Genomic DNA, 18,653 nt, shown 5'->3' on the forward strand with positions numbered 1-18,653 from the left:
ACGACCGATTCAAGTGTCAGCCCGAAAAGACGTCGGGATAAGCGAACAGCGCAGGAGCGCCCCCGGTGTGCAGGAAAATGATCGGGCCGTCATCGAAGCGATGGCGACCGATACCGTCGAGCAGACCCGCCATGGCCTTGCCGGTGTATACCGGATCGAGCAATAGGCCCTCGTGGCTGGCGACCAGCTTGATCGCGGCCAGAGTGCCAGCGTTGGGTTCGCCGTAACGCGGGCCGAAATATTCGTCCCACAGTTCGACCTTGAAGCTGTTTGGCAGTGAGACACCCAGCAATTCGGCGGTGCGTTCGGCCAAACCCTGGACTTTCGGACGTTGGGCTTCCTCGCTGCGGGAAACGGTGACGCCTATTACCGGCAAATTCGGCAGTGCTTCACTGAGGGCCAATGCCAGGCCGCTATGGGTGCCGGCACTGCCCGAGGCGAGGACCACGGCGGCGAATTCCAGCCGGGTCTGTTTGATCTGTTCGGCCAACTCCAACCCGGCGCGCACGTAACCCAATGCGCCCAACGCGTTGGAGCCACCAATTGGCACCAGATAAGGTTTTTTGCCACCCGCCCGCAGGCGAGAGGCGAGGGCATGCAGTTGCTCGTCGGCGTTGTCCAGGTTTTCGACCCGCTCGACCTTGGCGTCGAACAGGTCCAGCAACAGGCGATTGCCGTTGTTCAGGTAGTTGGTGTCAGTGGTCGCGATGGGATTTTCCAGCAGCGCGACGCAGCCCAGGCCCAGACGTGCAGCCAATGCGGCGGTCTGGCGGACGTGGTTGGACTGGATCGCACCGGCGGTGATCAGGGTGTCGGCGCCTTGCGCCAACGCATCGGCGGCCAGGTATTCGAGTTTGCGCAGTTTGTTGCCGCCCAGCGCCAGCGGCGTGGTGTCGTCACGTTTGACATAGATATCCCGGCCCGCCCAAAAGGACAGACGCTCGAGTTTTTCCAGAGCGGTGGGGGCGCCGAGTAATTCCAGACGATTAAAACGAGCGAGCTGTTGTTTGATCATGGTGGTCAATAGGCCGAGAAGTGAATCGATGGACTATAGGCAGCCGTTCGGGACCCGCGCAACATGAGAGGTCGCAAAAAAATTGTGTCCGGCAAAGGCCCTACGGAAATTGTTAATTTTTCGTCTCGAAAGTTTGCCGTAGAGTGGGCGCATCCTGGCTCTTGACCTTAAAAAAGGAGTGATGAGCGTGAGCGATATTCCAGAGGCATCCGCCGACAGCCGTTCCGGTAATTGGCAGTTGCAGCACATCGTCAGCCAATTGCGTGCAGCGCGTGACGACTGGCGTACCCGTAACGGGCGTGTGAGTGGTGAACAGGGCAGTCGCGAGCTGCCTTCGCGAGCCGCCATGCGCGACATTCTCGAAGCGTTGTGCGGGGCATTATTCCCGATGCGCCTGGGCCCGGTGGACTTGCGCGAAGAGAGCGAGGATTTTTACGTCGGCCATACCCTCGACGTCGCCCTTAATGCGCTATTGGTCCAGGCGCGCCTGGAATTGCGCTACGTGGCGCGTCAGCAGGGCGAGGACGTCAGCGTTGCGGATAAGAACGCGGTGCAACTGATTCAGGCGTTCGCTACTGCCTTGCCTGCAATGCGCAGTTTGCTGGACACCGACGTACTGGCGGCCTATCACGGCGACCCGGCTGCGCGTAGCGTCGATGAAGTCTTGCTGTGCTATCCGGGGATTCTCGCCGTGATCCATCATCGGCTGGCGCACCATCTGTATCGCGCCGGTCTACCGTTGCTGGCGCGGATCAGTTCGGAGATCGCGCATTCGGCCACCGGCATCGACATCCACCCCGGCGCGCAGATCGGCAAGAGTTTCTTTATCGATCATGGGACGGGCGTGGTTATCGGCGAAACCGCGATCATCGGTGAGCGAGTGCGTATCTATCAGGCTGTGACCCTGGGCGCGAAACGCTTCCCGGCGGACGAAGACGGCCAGTTGCAAAAAGGCCACGCCCGCCACCCGATCGTCGAAGATGACGTGGTGATCTATGCTGGCGCGACCATTCTCGGGCGCATCACCATCGGCAAAGGCTCGACCATCGGCGGCAACGTCTGGCTGACCCGCAGCGTCCCGGCTGGCTGCAACCTGACCCAGGCCAACTTGCTGCAACAGGATGATGGGTGTCAGAAGTAGTGTCCGGGCAACACCCAGCGCCTTTGTAGGCGTTGCCGAAGGCTGTTCCGGTTTCGCGGTCGCACCCTTGCACCTTTAACAAGAGAAGATTCGATGACTTATATCGCTGCCGAAAATCGTTATGAATCCATTCCGTATCGCCGCGTTGGTCGTAGCGGGCTGGTATTGCCAGCCTTGTCCCTCGGGCTGTGGCACAACTTTGGTGACAGCACGCCGATCGACACCCAGCGCTCATTGCTGCGCACCGCTTTCGATCTGGGGATCAACCACTTCGATCTCGCGAACAACTATGGCCCGCCCTATGGCAGCGCCGAGATCAACTTCGGTCGCTTGTTGCGTGAAGACTTCAAGCACTACCGCGATGAGTTGATCGTCTCCAGCAAAGCCGGCTGGGACATGTGGCCTGGCCCGTACGGTCAGGGCGGCGGCTCGCGCAAATACGTGCTGGCCAGCCTTGATCAGAGTCTGCAGCGCATGGGCCTGGACTATGTGGATATCTTTTATTCGCACCGCTTCGACCCACTGACCCCGCTGGAAGAAACCGCCAGTGCCCTGGCCACCGCCGTGCAGCAGGGCAAGGCACTGTACATCGGCATCTCGTCCTATTCCGGGGCGAAAACCCGCGAAATGGCGGCGTTGCTCAAAGAGTGGAAAGTGCCGCTGTTGATTCATCAACCGGCTTACAACCTGCTCAACCGTTGGGTGGAACGCGACCTGCTGGACGCGACCGAAGAGCTCGGTGCCGGCGTGATCGCCTTTACCCCGTTGGCGCAGGGCTTGTTGACCGACAAGTACCTCAACGGCGTGCCCAAGGATGCGCGGGTTAACAAACCGGGCGGTGGTTCGTTGCAGGCTTCGCACTTGTCCGAGAGCAACATCGCTCACGTCCGCGCCCTCAATGAAATCGCCCAGCGTCGCGGTCAAAGCCTGGCGCAACTGGCCCTGGCCTGGACCCTGCGCGATCCGCGTATTACGTCTGCCTTGATCGGTGCCAGCCGTCCTGAGCAGATCATCGAAAATGTCGGCGCGTTGAAGAACCTGTCATTCACCCGCGAAGAGCTGGCTGAAATCGACAGTTTCGCGGTGGAAGGCGGGATCAATCTTTGGGAAAAGCCGTCGACTGATCAGTGATCGGCGGCGCGGTCTTCGCAGTTCAAGCCTGCTCCCACAGAGGATCTACGTCGATCACTTGTAGGAGCGCGCTTGCCCGCGATAATGGCCGCAAGGACCTTCTACGACTGACACACCGCCATCGCGGGCAAGCGCGCTCCTACAAGATTGATGTGATCAATTGTGGGAGCAGGCTTGCCTGCGAAGCTGTTTACGCTTCGTCGCCCTCGTCGTCATCCCCACCATCGATCTTCATCCCCAGTTCCTTGATCTTGCGGGTCAAGGTGTTGCGGCCCCAACCCAGCAGCACGGCGGCATCGCGACGGCGACCGGCGGTGTGCTTGAGGGCGGTTTCGATCATGATCCGTTCGAACGTCGGTACCGCGCTGTCCAGCAGGCTGGACTGTCCGCGTGCCAGCGCCTGATCGGCCCATTGGCGCAGCGCTTGTTCCCAGTTGGTGACGGGCGCCGAATCATGCGGCAGGCTAAGCAGCTCTGGCGGCAGGTCGCTGATATGCACCTCACGCCCGGACGCCATGACGGTGATCCAGCGGCAGGTGTTTTCCAGCTGACGCACGTTGCCGGGCCAAGGCAGGTGCTTGAGGTATTCCTCGGTTTCAGCCTTGAGCAGTTTCGGCTCAACGGCCAGTTCTTGTGCGGCGCGAGCGAGGAAGTGCTTGGCCAGAGTCGGAATGTCTTCGCGACGGTCGGACATCCGCGGAATGTGGATGCGGATCACGTTGAGGCGGTGGAACAAGTCCTCACGGAATTTACCCGCCTGCACCAGCGTTTCCAGGTTCTGGTGAGTCGCGGCGATGATGCGTACGTCGACCTTGACTGGCGTGTGGCCGCCGACGCGGTAGAACTCGCCGTCAGCCAATACCCGCAGCAAGCGCGTCTGAGTGTCTGCCGGCATGTCGCCGATTTCATCGAGGAACAGCGTGCCGCCGTCTGCCTGTTCGAAACGGCCGCGCCGAAGGTTGGCCGCGCCGGTGAAGGCGCCTTTTTCGTGGCCGAACAACTCGGATTCCATCAAGTCTTTAGGAATTGCCGCCATGTTCAACGCAATGAACGGCGATGCGGCGCGCGGACTGTGGCGGTGCAGCGCGTGGGCGACCAGTTCTTTACCAGTGCCCGACTCGCCGTTGATCAGTACGGTGATGTTGGAATGGCTCAGGCGACCGATGGCGCGAAACACTTCCTGCATCGCCGGCGCTTCGCCGATGATTTCCGGGGTGCGCGTCAGGGCCGGCACCACTTCCATGCCTTGCTGTTCCTGAGCGTGCTGATTGGCGCGCTTGACCAGCGACACAGCCTCATCGACGTCAAACGGCTTGGGCAGGTATTCGAACGCACCGCCCTGGTACGACGCCACGGCGCTGTCGAGGTCCGAATGTGCGGTCATGATGATCACTGGCAAGCGCGGATGTTGCTCGCGGATGCGGGCCAGCAAGTCCAGGCCGCTGGTGCCGGGCATGCGGATATCGGAGATGATCACGTCAGGCTGCTGGCGAGCCAGACGGCTCATGACGCCATCGGCGCTGTCGAAGCTTTGCGTGGTCATGCCTTCTTGTTGCAGGGCCTTTTCCAATACCCAGCGGATGGAACGGTCGTCATCGACGATCCAGACAGTTTCACTACGGCTCATGTCGACGCTGCTCCTTGTTCCAGCGGCAGGAAGATCGAGAAGGTGGTATGGCCAGGATGGCTGTCACACTCGATCAGCCCTTGGTGCTGACTAATGATGTTCTGGGTAATCGCAAGGCCGAGTCCGGTGCCATCTGGACGACCGCTGACCATGGGATAAAAGATGGTTTCCTGAAGCTCGGCCGGAATGCCGGGGCCGTTGTCGATGATTTCGATCTTGCACACCAGGCGGTGGCGAATGTGGCCGATGGTGAACTGGCGCAGGGCGCGGGTACGCATGCTGATTCGGCCCAGGCGCAACTCGTTCTGACTGCTGATCGCCTGCATCGCATTGCGCACGATATTGAGTACCGCCTGAATCATTTGCTCGCGGTCGATCAATACGTCCGGGATGCTCGGGTCGTAGTCGCGCACCAAAGTGATGCAGCCCTGGCTTTCGGCGTCCACCAGGCTGCACACGCGCTCGAGCACTTCATGCACATTGGTCATCGCCAGTGACGGCAACTTGTTCGAGCCCAGCATACGGTCGACCAGATTACGTAGGCGGTCGGCCTCTTCGATGATGACGTTGGTGTAATCCTTCAGGCTCTCTTCAGGCAGCTCACGCGCCAGCAGCTGTGCGGCGCCACGAATCCCGCCGAGGGGGTTCTTGATCTCGTGAGCCAGGCCGCGCACCAGCATTTTGGTGGTTTCCTGCTTGGACAGCTGGGCCTCTTCCTTGGTGATGCGCAACAGGCGATCACGCGGGTGGACCTCCAGCAGCAGCAGGGTGTCGCCATGGCTGAGGATCGGCGTGACCGCGTAATCAACGGTCAAGGTCTGGCCGGTCAGTGCGGTGAGCATCGCTTCGCGCTTGGTGAACGGATGGGCCTGCTCGACCGCCTGGCGCAGCGAGTTCAACGCTTCAGCCGATTCGGTGAACAGCTCGCTGATAAATTGCCCGTGACTGCGTTGGCCGCTGATGGCCAGCAGCATTTCGGCTGCCGGATTCATGTACTCAAGACGCAAGTCCGAGTCGAGCAGAATGGTGGCAGTGGTCAGGTTGTCGAGTAACAGCCGGTGCAGCGCGTCACTGATAGTCATAAATGTAGTTGACCTCTTTTGGCACATTGCAACCCTGGACGGGCCCGGATCGCAGGCACTGGGTGGTCTTTGCCAACCTTGGCTAAGCCGCTGATACGGTGCAGATAGATACCCTATGGAAGAGAAGTTGCAAAAACCAAACCAAGGCTCCGAAAAGAAGCGTTAAACCCGCAAAATCGGGCTTTTTTCGGACCGCGGGCCCCTTGAAGTGGCGATCTGCAAGTATTTTCGAACCAAAATGGGTGGCGTCGCTGACCGATGAGTGGATTGTCGCACCAAAACAGGGCGAAGCCTCTTTGAGTGGTCAGAAGAAAGGCAGGATGCTGTTGTTCTCTTCTGGCTTGTCAGCAAGAGGGCATTCGGGGCGCACACCGTAATCCGTTGTCTTGCACGGCTGGGCCAGGCGTTTTTGCGCCAGGGAGATGCGCATCATGTGAAAGGACTGGCTAGGCGTTCGCTCCAGCATACGCCCTGACTCATCGAGAATCTCGACGGACAGTTGATGTGTGCCGCGATCAATGTTGGTCAGTGGGAACACCGGGCTGCGGCCCGCTTCGCCGAAGGGTTGGCCGTCGACCAGTAGGCGATAACTGTGACCCTCTTGCAGGGCTGGGTCATTGCTGACGCTGACGATTAGTTCGCCGGGCATGCTACGCACCGTCGCATCCGGCTCGGGCACCAGTATCCGCAGCAGTTGGTAATGGAACATGGGCGTGGGTTTCGCTGCGATGGGGGTTGTCTGTGCGATTGGCTTGCGCGGTAGCGTGGTCATGGTGTTGCTGGGTGTGATCGGGACCCGATGGGCGTTGCCGGGGTGCGGCTGGTCGGTGAACACCCGATTACCTTGGGCATCGACGTAGGTATAGACATCGGCCACCGCCGGCAAAGCGATCAGGAGCAGGCATAGCAGCATGCCGCGCACAGCGGTTGGAAATGAGGACTGTCTAAGGTTTGCCGACATGGACCCGCTGCACCGTAGTTGTGACTGTTGGGCTTTGCTGGACGATTTGCTCGCCGTTCAGCACGCGTACGGCCAGGCCGTGTTCGCCGCGATCCAGATTCACCACCTGCAGCCTTGGTACATTGCTGGGCTGACCGTAGGGGTTGCCATCGATCACTAGTTGCAGAAGGTGCCCGGGCAGCAAGCGCGGCTGCAACTGGACGCCGACTGTAAACGTACCATTGTTGGCCCGTAGTGCTTCGTCAGTGGGTAGATCGGTCAGCTCCAGCACGCTGTAGGCACCTGGTGATGGGGCCTGGTTGGCGCTTGGCGACACGATGCCGGGCTGCGCCACAGGTTTCTGAATTTCGACGCTATTCAGAGGCGGCAACTGCACGGTTTCACTCTTGGTGCCGTTGGGCGGCTGATTGCTGTATGCGGGGTTGCCATTGGCATCGGTGTATTTATAAATCTGCGCGGCGGCGGGCAAAGCGATCAACAGCAGCAGATAGATAAGGCTTCGATGCATGGAGTCTCCGAATCGACGAGCAGGTTTGGCTGGCGGACGAAGCGCCAGCATAGAGCACAATCAGTTTGAGAGTGCCGCTCTCATTTCTGGATGACACAAAGTTCCCCGACCGCACGCACCAGCGCGATGTCGTGGATGGCGTCTTTGGTCTGGACCTGCCGCTGCTGGTTCAGCCAGTTCGGGCAGTGTGGATCTTGCCGATAGGGCGCGAAGGCGGCGTAATTTTGCAGCAGTCGGGTTTGCAGCTGGTCGAGTTGCGGGCGGATCTGATTCATCAGGTCGGGTCTGGCCGTTTCCGGTGCTTTGCCGGCTGCGTGCCATTTGGCTAACAGTGCGTACTGCACCAGCTTGTTCGCTTCGATTTGCGCTGCCAGAAATTGGCCGACCTCTTCGGCACTCAGCTTATAAGTCGGGGCCAGTTTTTCGGCGTTGGCAATAACTTGCTGTTCCCGAGGGCTGTCCTGAATCGGTTTGCCGCTGTCCCACTTGGTGAGCGCGACTTGGTCGGCTACTGCAATGCGCTGGTTGATGGTGTCCAACAGCGGTGCGAGGGTCGCCGGAGTCGATTCGGCCAAAGCGGCCATGCTGATCAGTGATAGAGAGATCAGGGAGAATAAAGGAGCTGTACAGCGATTTAGCATGTGCTTTGCCTGCTTGGGAAGTGAATAGATGGCGCAGCAAACAGGGTCCCGCTTCTGCCCGAAGGGCGTAGGAGCTGACTTGTCTGCGAAAGCTGCGGCGCGGTGTGCCTGAAAGATCGCACCGTATGGTCTTCGCAGACAAGTCAGCTCCTACAAAAATATGAGCCATAAAAAAGGCCTCCCGAAGGAGGCCTCTATTACGTCGATGTCGCTGACGTGACTGGATTAGCAGCTGTAGTACAGCTCGTATTCCAGTGGGTGTACGAAGGTACGTACTTTGATTTCTTCTTCGCTTTTCAGAGCGATGTAAGCGTCGATGAAGTCATCGCTGAATACGCCGCCTTTGGTCAGGAACGCACGACCTTTGTCCAGCTCTTCCAGGGCTTCTTTCAGGCTACCGCAAACTTGTGGGATCTCTTTCGCCTCTTCAGGCGGCAGGTCGTACAGGTTTTTGTCAGCTGCGTCGCCAGGATGGATCTTGTTCTGGATGCCATCCAGGCCAGCCATCAACAGTGCAGCGAAGCCCAGGTACGGGTTAGCTGCTGGATCCGGGAAGCGAGCTTCGATACGGCGAGCTTTAGGGCTGGACACGTAAGGAATACGGATCGAAGCGGAACGGTTGCGAGCCGAGTAGGCCAGCATGACTGGCGCTTCGAAACCTGGGACCAGACGCTTGTAGGAGTTGGTCGACGGGTTGGTGAAGCCGTTCAGTGCTTTACCGTGCTTGATGATGCCGCCGATGAAGAACAGGGCGGTATCGGACAGGCCGGCATAGCCTTCGCCTGCGAAGGTGTTCTTGCCATCTTTGGAGATGGACATGTGTACGTGCATACCCGAACCGTTATCGCCGTACAGAGGCTTAGGCATGAAGGTAGCGGTACGGCCGTAGGCATCGGCTACGTTGTGTACGCAGTATTTCAGGGTCTGAACTTCGTCAGCCTTGTTTACCAGCGTGTTGAACTTGACGCCGATTTCGTTCTGACCGGCAGTCGCCACTTCGTGGTGGTGAACTTCGATGACCAGGCCCATTTCTTCCATGGCATTACACATGGAGGTACGGATTTCGTGGTCGTGGTCGAACGGTGGAACCGGGAAGTAGCCGCCTTTGACGCCAGGACGGTGGCCTTTGTTGCCGCCTTCCACGTCTTGGTCAGACATCCAGGAGCCTTGTTCAGAGTAGATCTTGAACATGGAGCCGGAAATGTCGGACTTGAATTTCACTTCGTCGAAGATGAAGAATTCTGGTTCTGGACCGACGAATACGGTATCGCCGATACCCGTGGACTTCAGGTATTCCTCGGCACGGCGGGCGATGGCGCGTGGGTCGCGGTCATAGCCTTGCATGGTCGAAGGTTCGATGATGTCGCAAACCAGGATGATGGTCGGCTCTTCGGTGAACGGATCGAGCACGGCAGTGCTGTCGTCAGGCATCAGGATCATGTCGGACGCTTCGATGCCTTTCCAGCCAGCAATAGAGGAGCCGTCGAACATTTTGCCGATTTCAAAGAAATCTTCATCCAGCGCATCGCGAGCCGGCATGGTCACGTGGTGCTGAGTGCCTTTGGTATCAGTGAAGCGCAGATCAATCCATTTGACGTCATGATCTTTGATGAGTTGAACCGACTTCGACATAGTGTCCTCCGGGTGGCTTCGGGCCAGGTAGTGGTTTGGCCCTTAGAATTTGGGTGATGCCGGGCGCGAATATGATGCCAAGGCAACCTGCCTCACAAGGGAGCAAATTGCATGCCAGTGCCCCGAGATGGGTTTTTCGCCCCAAACTCAAGCGTCCCGGGCATTAAAGCCGATAATTCGAGAATTTGATGCACTGATTTGATGCTCTCTATCGTGGCGTTGATCTGTTTTGGTGCGTTGAATATTGGCTGTACGATAACTGGTTAAACCTTGAGCAATTTCCGCTATAATCCTGCCCCCTCTTTTTCGGCTGGCACCTCGCGCGCTGTTTACATGAAACTAATCGTAAAAGTCTTCCCCGAAATCACTATCAAAAGCCGGCCGGTGCGCAAGAAATTCATCCGCCAGTTGGCCAAGAACATCCGTACCGTGCTCCGTGATCTGGACCCGGCATTGGTGGTGGACGGCGTGTGGGACAATCTCGAGGTCGAGACCCGGATCAGCGAGCCGAAAGCCTTGCAGGAGATGACTGAGCGCCTGAGTTGCATGCCGGGCATCGCGCATTTTTTGCAGGTCAATGAGTACCCGCTCGGCGATATGGACGACATCCTCGCCAAGTGTAAAGAACACTTCGGCGCGGCGCTGGCCGGCAAGGTGTTTTCGGTGCGCTGCAAGCGTGCCGGTAAACACAGTTTCAGCTCCATGGATGTCGAAAAATACGTCGGTAGCCAGCTTCGCCAACAGTGCGGCGCTGCCGGAATTTCCCTGAAAGCGCCCGAAATCGAAGTGCGCATGGAAATTCGCGACCAACGGTTGTTTGTGATCCACAGCCAGCACGACAGCATCGGCGGTTATCCGCTGGGTTCGCTGGAGCAGACGCTGGTGCTGATGTCTGGTGGTTTCGATTCCACGGTTGCGGCCTACCAGATCATGCGCCGTGGGCTTATGAGCCATTTTTGCTTTTTCAACCTCGGCGGTCGCGCCCACGAATTGGGGGTGATGGAAGTCGCCCACTTCCTGTGGAAGAAGTACGGCAGCTCGCAACGCGTGCTGTTTGTCAGCGTCCCGTTCGAAGAAGTGCTGGGAGAAATTCTCGGTAAAGTCGATAACAGTCATATGGGTGTAGTGTTGAAGCGTATGATGTTGCGCGCGGCGACGAAAATCGCCGATCGGCTCGACATCGATGTGCTGGTGACGGGCGAGGCGATCTCCCAGGTGTCCAGCCAGACGCTGCCCAATCTGTCGCTGATCGACTCTGCCACGGAAAAACTGGTGTTGCGCCCGCTGATCGCCAGCCATAAGCAGGACATCATCGATCAGGCCTACGCGATCGGCACCGCCGACTTCGCCAAGCATATGCCCGAATATTGCGGGGTGATTTCGGTCAACCCCAAGACCCACGCCAAGCGCAACCGCGTGGAATACGAAGAACAGCAGTTTGATATGGCGATTCTCGAGCGAGCGCTCGAGCGTGCCAAGCTGGTGCCAATCGATCGCGTGATCGACGAATTGGGCCAGGACATTGAAATCGAGGAAGTCAGTGAAGCACTGGCCGGTCAGGTCATCGTCGACATCCGTCACCCGGATGCTCAGCATGACGAACCGCTGGAGTTGCCTGGCATTGAAATACAGACGCTGCCGTTCTATGCATTGAACAGCCGCTTCAAGGAACTGGATGACACACGCCAGTACCTGTTGTATTGCGACAAAGGCGTGATGAGTCGCCTGCATGCCCACCATTTGCTCAGTGAGGGGCATGCCAATGTGCGCGTTTATCGACCGAGCTAAGTGCCCGGGGCTGTTTGCCTGTGGCTTGCGTCACCGGCCCCCCGACGCCAGTCGTCAAGCCGTCATGGCTTTCGCCGACTCTACTGTAAAATAGCTGCCTACAAATTTAGTCAGCTGACCGAATCCTCTGATCGAGATACACAAGTGATCGAAAATCTACGCAACATCGCCATCATTGCTCACGTTGACCATGGTAAAACCACCCTGGTAGACAAACTCTTGCGTCAATCCGGCACTCTGGAGCGCAACGAGCTCAACGACGAGCGCGTGATGGACTCCAACGACCAGGAGAAAGAACGCGGTATTACCATTCTCGCGAAAAACACCGCGATCAACTGGAATGGCTACCACATCAACATCGTGGACACCCCGGGCCACGCCGACTTCGGCGGTGAAGTAGAGCGCGTGATGTCGATGGTTGACTCCGTTCTGCTGCTGGTCGATGCCCAGGACGGCCCTATGCCGCAAACCCGTTTCGTGACCAAGAAGGCTTTCGAAGCCGGCCTGCGTCCGATCGTGGTCATCAACAAGGTTGACCGTCCAGGGGCGCGTCCGGACTGGGTTCTGGATCAGATCTTCGACCTGTTCGACAACCTGGGTGCCACCGAAGAACAGCTGGACTTCAAAGTCGTTTACGCCTCTGCGCTGAACGGTATTGCAGGTCTGGAACACACCGACATGGCTGAAGACATGACCCCGCTGTACCAGTCGATCGTCGACAACGTACCTGCGCCGAAAGTCGACCGTGAAGGTCCGTTCCAGATGCAAATCTCGGCACTGGACTACAACAGCTTCCTGGGCGTCATCGGTGTTGGCCGTATCGCTCGTGGTCGCATCAAGCCGAACACTCAAGTTGTGGCTATCGACGTTGACGGCAAGCGCCGTAACGGTCGTATCCTCAAGCTGATGGGTCACCACGGTCTGCACCGTATCGACGTTGAAGAAGCAGCTGCCGGCGACATCGTCTGCATCAGCGGCTTCGACCAGCTGTTCATCTCCGACACTCTGTGCGACCCACTGAACGTCGAAGCGATGAAGCCGCTGACTGTCGACGAACCAACCGTTTCCATGACCTTCCAGGTAAACGACTCGCCTTTCTGCGGTAAAGAAGGCAAGTTCGTCACCAGCCGTAACATCAAGGAACGTCTGGACAAAGAACTGCTGTTCAACGTTGCTCTGCGTGTTGAAGAAGGCGACACCGCTGACAAGTTCAAAGTCTCCGGCCGTGGCGAACTGCACCTCTCGGTACTGATCGAAACCATGCGTCGCGAAGGCTTCGAAATGGGTGTTGGTCGTCCAGAAGTGATCATCCGCCTGGTTGACGGCGTCAAGCACGAACCGTACGAAAACGTCACCATCGACCTGCCGGAAGAATCCCAGGGCGCGATCATGGAGCAAATCGGTATCCGTAAAGGCGACCTGACCAACATGGTTCCGGATGGCAAAGGCCGCGTTCGCCTTGAGTACAACATCCCGGCTCGTGGTTTGATCGGTTTCCGTAACGAGTTCCTGACCCTGACTTCCGGTGCCGGCATCCTGACCAGCATCTTCGACCGTTACGATGTGATGAAGTCCGGCGACATGTCCGGCCGTCAGAACGGCGTACTGGTTTCGGTAGCTACCGGTAAGGCTCTGACCTACTCGCTGGAAACTCTGCAGGCGCGTGGCAAGCTGTTCCTGGGTCACGGTGAAGACGTGTACGAAGGTCAAATCGTCGGTATCAACAGCCGCGACAACGACTTGGGCGTCAACCCAACCAAAGGCAAGAAGCTCGACAACATGCGTGCTTCCGGTAAAGACGAAACCATCGCTCTGGTTCCGCCTATCCGCTTCACTCTGGAACAAGCGCTGGAATTCGTTCAAGAAGACGAACTCTGCGAAGTGACTCCAAAGTCGATCCGCCTGCGTAAGAAAATTCTTGGCGAAAGCGAGCGCACCCGCGCTGCCAAGAAAAGCGGCAACTGATTTATTAGTTAGCTGTTAAAAAACGCCCCCGACAGCGATGTCGGGGGCGTTTTTTTTGGGGTTTGTTTGGTCTTCGACGTTAGCGCTTACCCAGCAGCTCTGATCGACCGATGACCTGCTTTGCACTGGTATGTTTGGTCGCAGGGGAGAGCCCTTCAAAAGCAGCTCCTCCGGTCCAGTCGCTCATGGTATGGACCTTCCGGTCATGTAGACCCAGAACGCCCTCGCCCCAGGCCAATAACATCCTTTTGCCGATCTCCGTAAACGCGGGATGGGTCGCCATCGCCTCTCGTACGGCGGGTGCGGTATCCGCTATGGCATCACTGATTTTCTCTACCAGAATGCTCTGCTGTTTGAGTGAGAGGCCAAATCCGCCGGTGAGGAATTTTTGCAAATTTTTCCCTGGTAGCCAGGTTTTCTTGCCCGCAAAACTGATAGCGGGTGGGTTCAGTGCATAGCCGTCATATACCGTCGTCGTTAGTAGGTCATAGGCCGGAGCCAGGTGCACGTCTGCTCGAGAGGTGTAGCGCAACGCTAGATTCTTCGCATGACAGTCTGCATTGCGGAGTGCGTATGTCAGTAGAAGGCTGGTTGCTAGTTGATTGAACGTCTCGGCTCGATTCTGTCCCGGGACGTAGCTCCTGACCGCTTTAGCGATACGCTCCCAGGTCGTGTCGTATTTAGCCGCTGGGCGTAGTCCCAAGAGGCTGCAAAAATCCTCCATTCCCCAATACGGCTGCCCGTCCTCATCGACATCAAAACGATGAACGACTAGCGCTTTACCATCATCGGACACTTCGGTTTTTGCGGTAGGCATCACTCGAGCCGCCACCTGCATACAGAGGTGCTCGTTGAGGGCCGCATAGGGCAATTGACCCGATGACCCTTTGATCAAGTGGCGACGTGTCAGCAGTGTTGATTTCTTATGGGGGCCGAGATGCTGTTCCTTTTGAGTGTCGAGAAATTTGGGTACGACCCCTGAAACGCCACTCGTGGCGTGGGTTCGAACCAACTCGGCAAATGCCTCTTCAGAGTTATCGCCTTGCAGCAGTTGGCTGACCTCAATGGGTTGCGCGGGCTCCGTTAGTTCGGCTCCCGGAGCTGCGACCTGTATGCGACCGACCATATTTCGGCCGATGACTGAAAGCAGCGCCGTCGGGTTTGCGCCAACATGCGGGCCGAACTGCTCCTGTAGTACCTGAAGCAGATATCCTTCCGGTAAATTCATCTGGAAGCAGGGGTGGAGCTGGTCATCCCACAGATAGGACTCAAGCCGTACAGGCATCGTCAGCGAGATAAAGTCCTGACTGTGAGCATTATTTCGGTAGCTCAACACGCTCTTGAAGTCGCCTACCTGCTCAAGTGCAGCTACCTCTCGACCCAACACATAGACCGCGAGTTTCATGAGCCGCCGCGCTCTTTTCGCAGTTCGTCCAGGGAGCCGGAGAAGCCTTCTTCGATGAATTGCAGTTCCATGCCAAGCACGGCCAGGATTGCCATCAGTTTTCGAGAACCGAATTCTGTCGATCGGCCTCTTTCCAGGCGGGAAAGGGTTTCCTGGGAGATTCCAGATTGTTCGGCGACGATTCCTTGCTTCATGCCTAGGGCTTGTCGTCGCAGGGCGATGGCTTCGCCGAGTTCTTGAAGGGTTTGCATATTTTGATATTTGCATCAAATAAAATAGGAATTACCTAGATATTTGACGTAAGTATCATAGAAATCAAGCGAAAGATGTATGAATGGTATGTCAGAAAATTGCGCGCCCTTCTTCGCAGGCAAGCCTGCTCCCACAATGGATCGCATTCTTCCGTGGGAGCAGGCTTGCAACTACGCGTCCCGCTACGAAGGGTCTAGCGGATCAAAAAATATGCAGTGTGTTATCGATCGGCTTGCGTTCTGGCGTTTTCGGTACATACGCGCAATACCCAGGCCGCGGGCCGATTTTCGGGTGGTTGCGGCAGGTGTCCGGGCGCTTTTCGTAGATGGTGCACAGCCGGCTTTTGCGATCCAGGTAGAGGCAATCGTTGTTGCTCATGCGCTGCAAGGTGAAGATTTCCGACTTCTGGTTGTAGCGTTCGACGATCCCTTCCTTTTGCAGGCGTTTGGCGATGTTCTTCGCCGGTTCGCCGCGCTCGAACTCATCGACGATGCCGATGCGGATCAAGTCCTTGATCTTCACTTCCACCGGCAAGGTGCAGCAGCTGGAGATGCAGCCGCCACACATGTGGCTGGAGTATTTGGCCCAGGTGTCGACTCGGTCGATTTCTGCGGCGGCGATCAAGGTGGGTTTCATCTGTTCAATTCCGGGTGTATCGGGCGCGCGATGATACCGGGGCTGGCGGATTTCGCGTAGGCAAAAATTACCAATACGACTGTCGGCGGCTTTTCATGCGTTGGAGAATATCGATCAGATCTCGGTCAGCAACTTGGCCAACACCTCAATTTGTTCCTGCCGCTCGGCCTGACTCAGACGGGGATGCGGGTTGAGCGATGACCATTGTGGGTGGGCACGGGCTTTGTGCAGGGCTTCGGGGAGTTTGCCTTCGCGCCAGGTCTTGTCCTGTGGTGTGCTCAGCGTGATCCTGTCCATGGCTGCATGACCGCGTACGGCGAGGGCTTGCAGCAACTGCCGCTGGCGCAGGGCGAGCAGGCGCAACACGGCGTCATCGACCGTCAGTTCGCGTCGCCCCTTGAGCTTGCCGAGCAACCGCCCGCCATAGCTGCGTGCCGTTTGCAGCGCACCACCGGCGATCGCCCCCACCAGCGCCGCCGCCCCCAGGGTAATGCCGCCCACCAACAAATCGACCCCGGCCCCCGCCGCTGCGCCTGCTGCTATCCCGCTACCCACGCGCACACCCAGCAGCTTAAGGGTTTCCGGGTTGAACAAGTCGTCGCCCCAACGGCCATCCAGCAGCGGCAACTCACTGGCAGCGGCGTCCTGTGAGCGGAAGGCGTACAGCTTGAGCAGGGCTTCGACGCAGCGTTGTTCGCGTTGCCGGATGGCCTTGCGCAGCTCGTCGATGGCGATCTGCTCCTGACCTGGAGCGGTGGCCACGCTGCGCCGGCAGGCGGCGCAATCCAACAGTAATTCAGCGATCAGCCGAGCGGCACTTTGCTGGCGGGCCATGCGTTGCGCCTGCTGATCGAGAATCAGCCGCTCCAATTGCTCGCGGGAATTTTCCAGCAACAACGCGAGACTTTCGTACAGTCGTCGCTCGCCATCTTCCGGTGGTGCGACACTGTCGAAACGCACCAAGGCATGCAGGCCCAGACGCGCCAAGGCTTCGCGCCAGTCTGCTTCACGATGCTCGGCACTGGCGACGAAGTTCAGCACCGGTAGCAGCGGTTTGCCACAACTGGCCAGCACCGCCAATTCATCACGATATTTGGCTAGCACCGGTTCGCGGGCGTCGATCACGTACAGTCCGGCATCCGAGGCCAATAGTTGGCGCAGTACTTTGGCTTCCTGCTCGAAGCGCTGTCGAGCTTCGCTGCCGTCGAGAAAACGCGCCAAGCGTGCGGGCCCATCAAGACGCTCGCCTGGGCGATCCAGTCGCTCCAGATAGTCGAGCAGGGCGATGGCATCTTCCAGACCAGGCGTGTCGTAAAGCTCCAGTAAGGCTTCGCCATCCACCGACAGCCGAGCGCCCTCTACATGCCGGGTGGTGCTGGGCCGGTGGGAGACTTCACCGAAGCCCACATCGCGGGTCAGGGTGCGCAGCAACGAGGTTTTGCCGACATTCGTATGGCCCACCACGGCGAGCTTGAGCGCTTTAGTCATGACCGGTCTCCAGCCAATTCAGCGGTGCGCTGTCGGCGTAGGTTACGTCCAGTTTTTGCAGCGCTGAATGCCAGTCACCCAAGCGGTCCGCGTCCAATGCCTGGCCGGGCGGCGCTTGCAGCAGCCAGATCCGCGTAGCTCCGGCACAGCGGACCAGTTCTGCAATCAACGTGAGGCTGCCGCGGTCCGGCGAGCGGCGCGGGTCGCACGCGATGGCCAGGCGCGCAGGCGGAAAACGGGTCAGTTGATCGAGCAATTTTTGTCGGGATTCGCGGCTGTCGAGAATTCCCGCATCCATGACCGTTTTCGGCAGATGCGGCGGCCACGGGCGTTGATCGTCAAGCTCGATGGCGACTAGCAGCGCACCTTCGCTATCGACCGCTGGGGTGCTCAATTTCACGCTGTGCAGTTGCTCTGGCGCGGCGTCGCTGACGCCAAGGCGCTCGCTGCTGGGCATCAGCCGTTCGCGTAGCTGGCTGTAACCGGGCAGGTTCAGATCAAGACTGAGTGCGGCACGACCGCGATGCCAATGCCACCAGCACGTCAGCGCCAACAGCAAGCGCGGGACGATGCCAAACACCAGCAGCACGCCGACCAGCCACGCTGCCCACGCCTGACGCGCGCTTTCGATGCGCAATGCATTGTCGCCACTGGCGCGGATCATCGCTTCGGTGGGCACGTTGAACCCCAGCAATGCCGGGAGCGTGCCGAGGGTCTGCGTCACGCTGACGAACGTGTCGCTGCGCAGAATGGTGGTTTCCCAGATAAAGCCGTAGCGCCGGGTCGCCATCAGTAACAGCAGAATCGCCAGCGCACTGAGCAACGCCAGCAACCACGCGCCGTTGACCACCATGCCCAACACCCAGCGGTTCAGGCGCTGACGTTGCAGCAGCAGGATCAGCGCGGGCGCCAGTTGTGCGGCCTGGGCATCGCGGGCGAGCTTTTCACTCAGCCACAACCACAGTCGACCCAGGCTGGCCGTGCTTTCCCCAGCGAACAGCATGCCCAGCGCCCAACTGAGCAGCAGGATCAGATTCAGCCCGAGCAAACTGCCCAGGGCCCAGAACACATTGACCGGCGTTTGCCCATTACCCAGCGCCGCAAACGCCAGGCCGGCACCACTCATCGCCACGATAATGGCCAGGACAATCAATGCCAGTCGCGCGCCTTGTTTCCAGTGATGCAGGGCGCTGAGCAAGCCGTCGCGCTCGGCCAGCCACAGCGCGCGGTTCTTGATCCGAGTCGGCAGGTCGCCCGCGGTGGCACGAGCACGGCGATTGGCTTCCATGTCTTCCAGCGGGCCTGCGTGCTCTTCACGCAGACGCACGGTTTCAGTCAGCCAGAGGCTATCCAGAGGGGTCAAAGCAGTCACGCGGCGTCT

General features: G+C 58.5%; 16 protein-coding genes. 4 read left to right on the forward strand and 12 right to left on the reverse strand.

Features of this window, described 5'->3' with window-relative positions; all coding sequences use genetic code 11:
• Nucleotides 1–16: 16 nt before the first annotated feature.
• Nucleotides 17–1,015 (reverse strand): D-cysteine desulfhydrase, encoded by a 999-nt coding sequence (locus AC1MEE_RS24520; protein ID WP_480412092.1) that lies wholly within the window; start codon nucleotides 1,013–1,015, stop codon nucleotides 17–19.
• 181 nt (nucleotides 1,016–1,196) lie between these two features.
• Between AC1MEE_RS24520 and epsC the strand changes: the two genes are divergently transcribed.
• The gene (gene epsC, locus AC1MEE_RS24525) at nucleotides 1,197–2,156 is read left to right on the forward strand and encodes a serine O-acetyltransferase EpsC (RefSeq protein ID WP_480412093.1); all 960 of its coding nucleotides are present in this window, start codon (nucleotides 1,197–1,199) and stop codon (nucleotides 2,154–2,156) included.
• 93 nt (nucleotides 2,157–2,249) lie between these two features.
• On the forward strand, nucleotides 2,250–3,287 hold the full coding sequence (gene mgrA, locus AC1MEE_RS24530) for an L-glyceraldehyde 3-phosphate reductase (protein WP_480412094.1): 1,038 nt from the start codon (nucleotides 2,250–2,252) through the stop codon (nucleotides 3,285–3,287).
• 190 nt (nucleotides 3,288–3,477) lie between these two features.
• Here the strand turns inward: mgrA and ntrC are convergent, their stop codons facing one another.
• The 6 genes from ntrC to glnA form a co-directional block, all read right to left on the reverse strand.
• On the reverse strand, nucleotides 3,478–4,914 hold the full coding sequence (gene ntrC / locus AC1MEE_RS24535; RefSeq protein WP_480412095.1) for a nitrogen regulation protein NR(I): 1,437 nt from the start codon (nucleotides 4,912–4,914) through the stop codon (nucleotides 3,478–3,480).
• Nucleotides 4,911–5,996, reverse strand: a complete 1,086-nt coding sequence (gene glnL / locus AC1MEE_RS24540) for a nitrogen regulation protein NR(II) (protein WP_480412096.1) — start codon at nucleotides 5,994–5,996, stop codon at nucleotides 4,911–4,913. The genes ntrC and glnL overlap by 4 nt, the downstream gene beginning before the upstream one ends.
• Before the next feature lie 304 nt (nucleotides 5,997–6,300).
• Nucleotides 6,301–6,957, reverse strand: coding sequence for a DUF4124 domain-containing protein (locus tag AC1MEE_RS24545; protein WP_480412097.1), 657 nt, complete (start codon nucleotides 6,955–6,957; stop codon nucleotides 6,301–6,303).
• Entirely contained in the window at nucleotides 6,941–7,465 is a 525-nt protein-coding gene (locus AC1MEE_RS24550; RefSeq protein WP_480412098.1) for a DUF4124 domain-containing protein, read from the reverse strand. Before AC1MEE_RS24550 ends, AC1MEE_RS24545 begins: the two co-directional genes overlap by 17 nt.
• 80 nt (nucleotides 7,466–7,545) lie before the next feature.
• Entirely contained in the window at nucleotides 7,546–8,106 is a 561-nt protein-coding gene (locus AC1MEE_RS24555; RefSeq protein WP_480412099.1) for a chorismate mutase, read from the reverse strand.
• A 225-nt stretch (nucleotides 8,107–8,331) separates the two neighbouring features.
• The gene (gene glnA, locus AC1MEE_RS24560) at nucleotides 8,332–9,738 is read right to left on the reverse strand and encodes a glutamate--ammonia ligase (RefSeq protein WP_480412100.1); all 1,407 of its coding nucleotides are present in this window, start codon (nucleotides 9,736–9,738) and stop codon (nucleotides 8,332–8,334) included.
• Nucleotides 9,739–10,071: 333 nt separating this feature from the next.
• Between glnA and thiI the strand changes: the two genes are divergently transcribed.
• A complete protein-coding gene (thiI, locus tag AC1MEE_RS24565; RefSeq protein WP_480412101.1) occupies nucleotides 10,072–11,526 on the forward strand; it encodes a tRNA uracil 4-sulfurtransferase ThiI in 1,455 nt (484 codons plus the stop codon).
• Between the two features lie 144 nt (nucleotides 11,527–11,670).
• Nucleotides 11,671–13,491, forward strand: a complete 1,821-nt coding sequence (gene typA, locus AC1MEE_RS24570) for a translational GTPase TypA (protein ID WP_480412102.1) — start codon at nucleotides 11,671–11,673, stop codon at nucleotides 13,489–13,491.
• 79 nt (nucleotides 13,492–13,570) lie between these two features.
• Here typA and AC1MEE_RS24575 read toward each other — a convergent pair whose 3' ends face one another.
• From AC1MEE_RS24575 to AC1MEE_RS24595, 5 genes are all read right to left on the reverse strand, one after another.
• Nucleotides 13,571–14,896: a type II toxin-antitoxin system HipA family toxin gene (locus AC1MEE_RS24575; RefSeq protein ID WP_480412103.1), complete on the reverse strand. Its 1,326-nt coding sequence runs from the start codon at nucleotides 14,894–14,896 to the stop codon at nucleotides 13,571–13,573.
• Nucleotides 14,893–15,147, reverse strand: coding sequence for a helix-turn-helix domain-containing protein (locus tag AC1MEE_RS24580; RefSeq protein WP_480412104.1), 255 nt, complete (start codon nucleotides 15,145–15,147; stop codon nucleotides 14,893–14,895). Before AC1MEE_RS24580 ends, AC1MEE_RS24575 begins: the two co-directional genes overlap by 4 nt.
• Before the next feature lie 202 nt (nucleotides 15,148–15,349).
• On the reverse strand, nucleotides 15,350–15,784 hold the full coding sequence (locus AC1MEE_RS24585) for a YkgJ family cysteine cluster protein (protein WP_480412105.1): 435 nt from the start codon (nucleotides 15,782–15,784) through the stop codon (nucleotides 15,350–15,352).
• 114 nt (nucleotides 15,785–15,898) lie between these two features.
• Nucleotides 15,899–17,272, reverse strand: coding sequence for a GTPase/DUF3482 domain-containing protein (locus tag AC1MEE_RS24590; protein ID WP_480412106.1), 1,374 nt, complete (start codon nucleotides 17,270–17,272; stop codon nucleotides 15,899–15,901).
• The gene (locus AC1MEE_RS24595; protein ID WP_480412107.1) at nucleotides 17,265–18,644 is read right to left on the reverse strand and encodes a DUF2868 domain-containing protein; all 1,380 of its coding nucleotides are present in this window, start codon (nucleotides 18,642–18,644) and stop codon (nucleotides 17,265–17,267) included. The genes AC1MEE_RS24590 and AC1MEE_RS24595 overlap by 8 nt, the downstream gene beginning before the upstream one ends.
• Between the last annotated feature and the right edge of the window lie 9 nt (nucleotides 18,645–18,653).

It is taken from the genome of Pseudomonas sp. ASL3 (genome assembly GCF_056680425.1).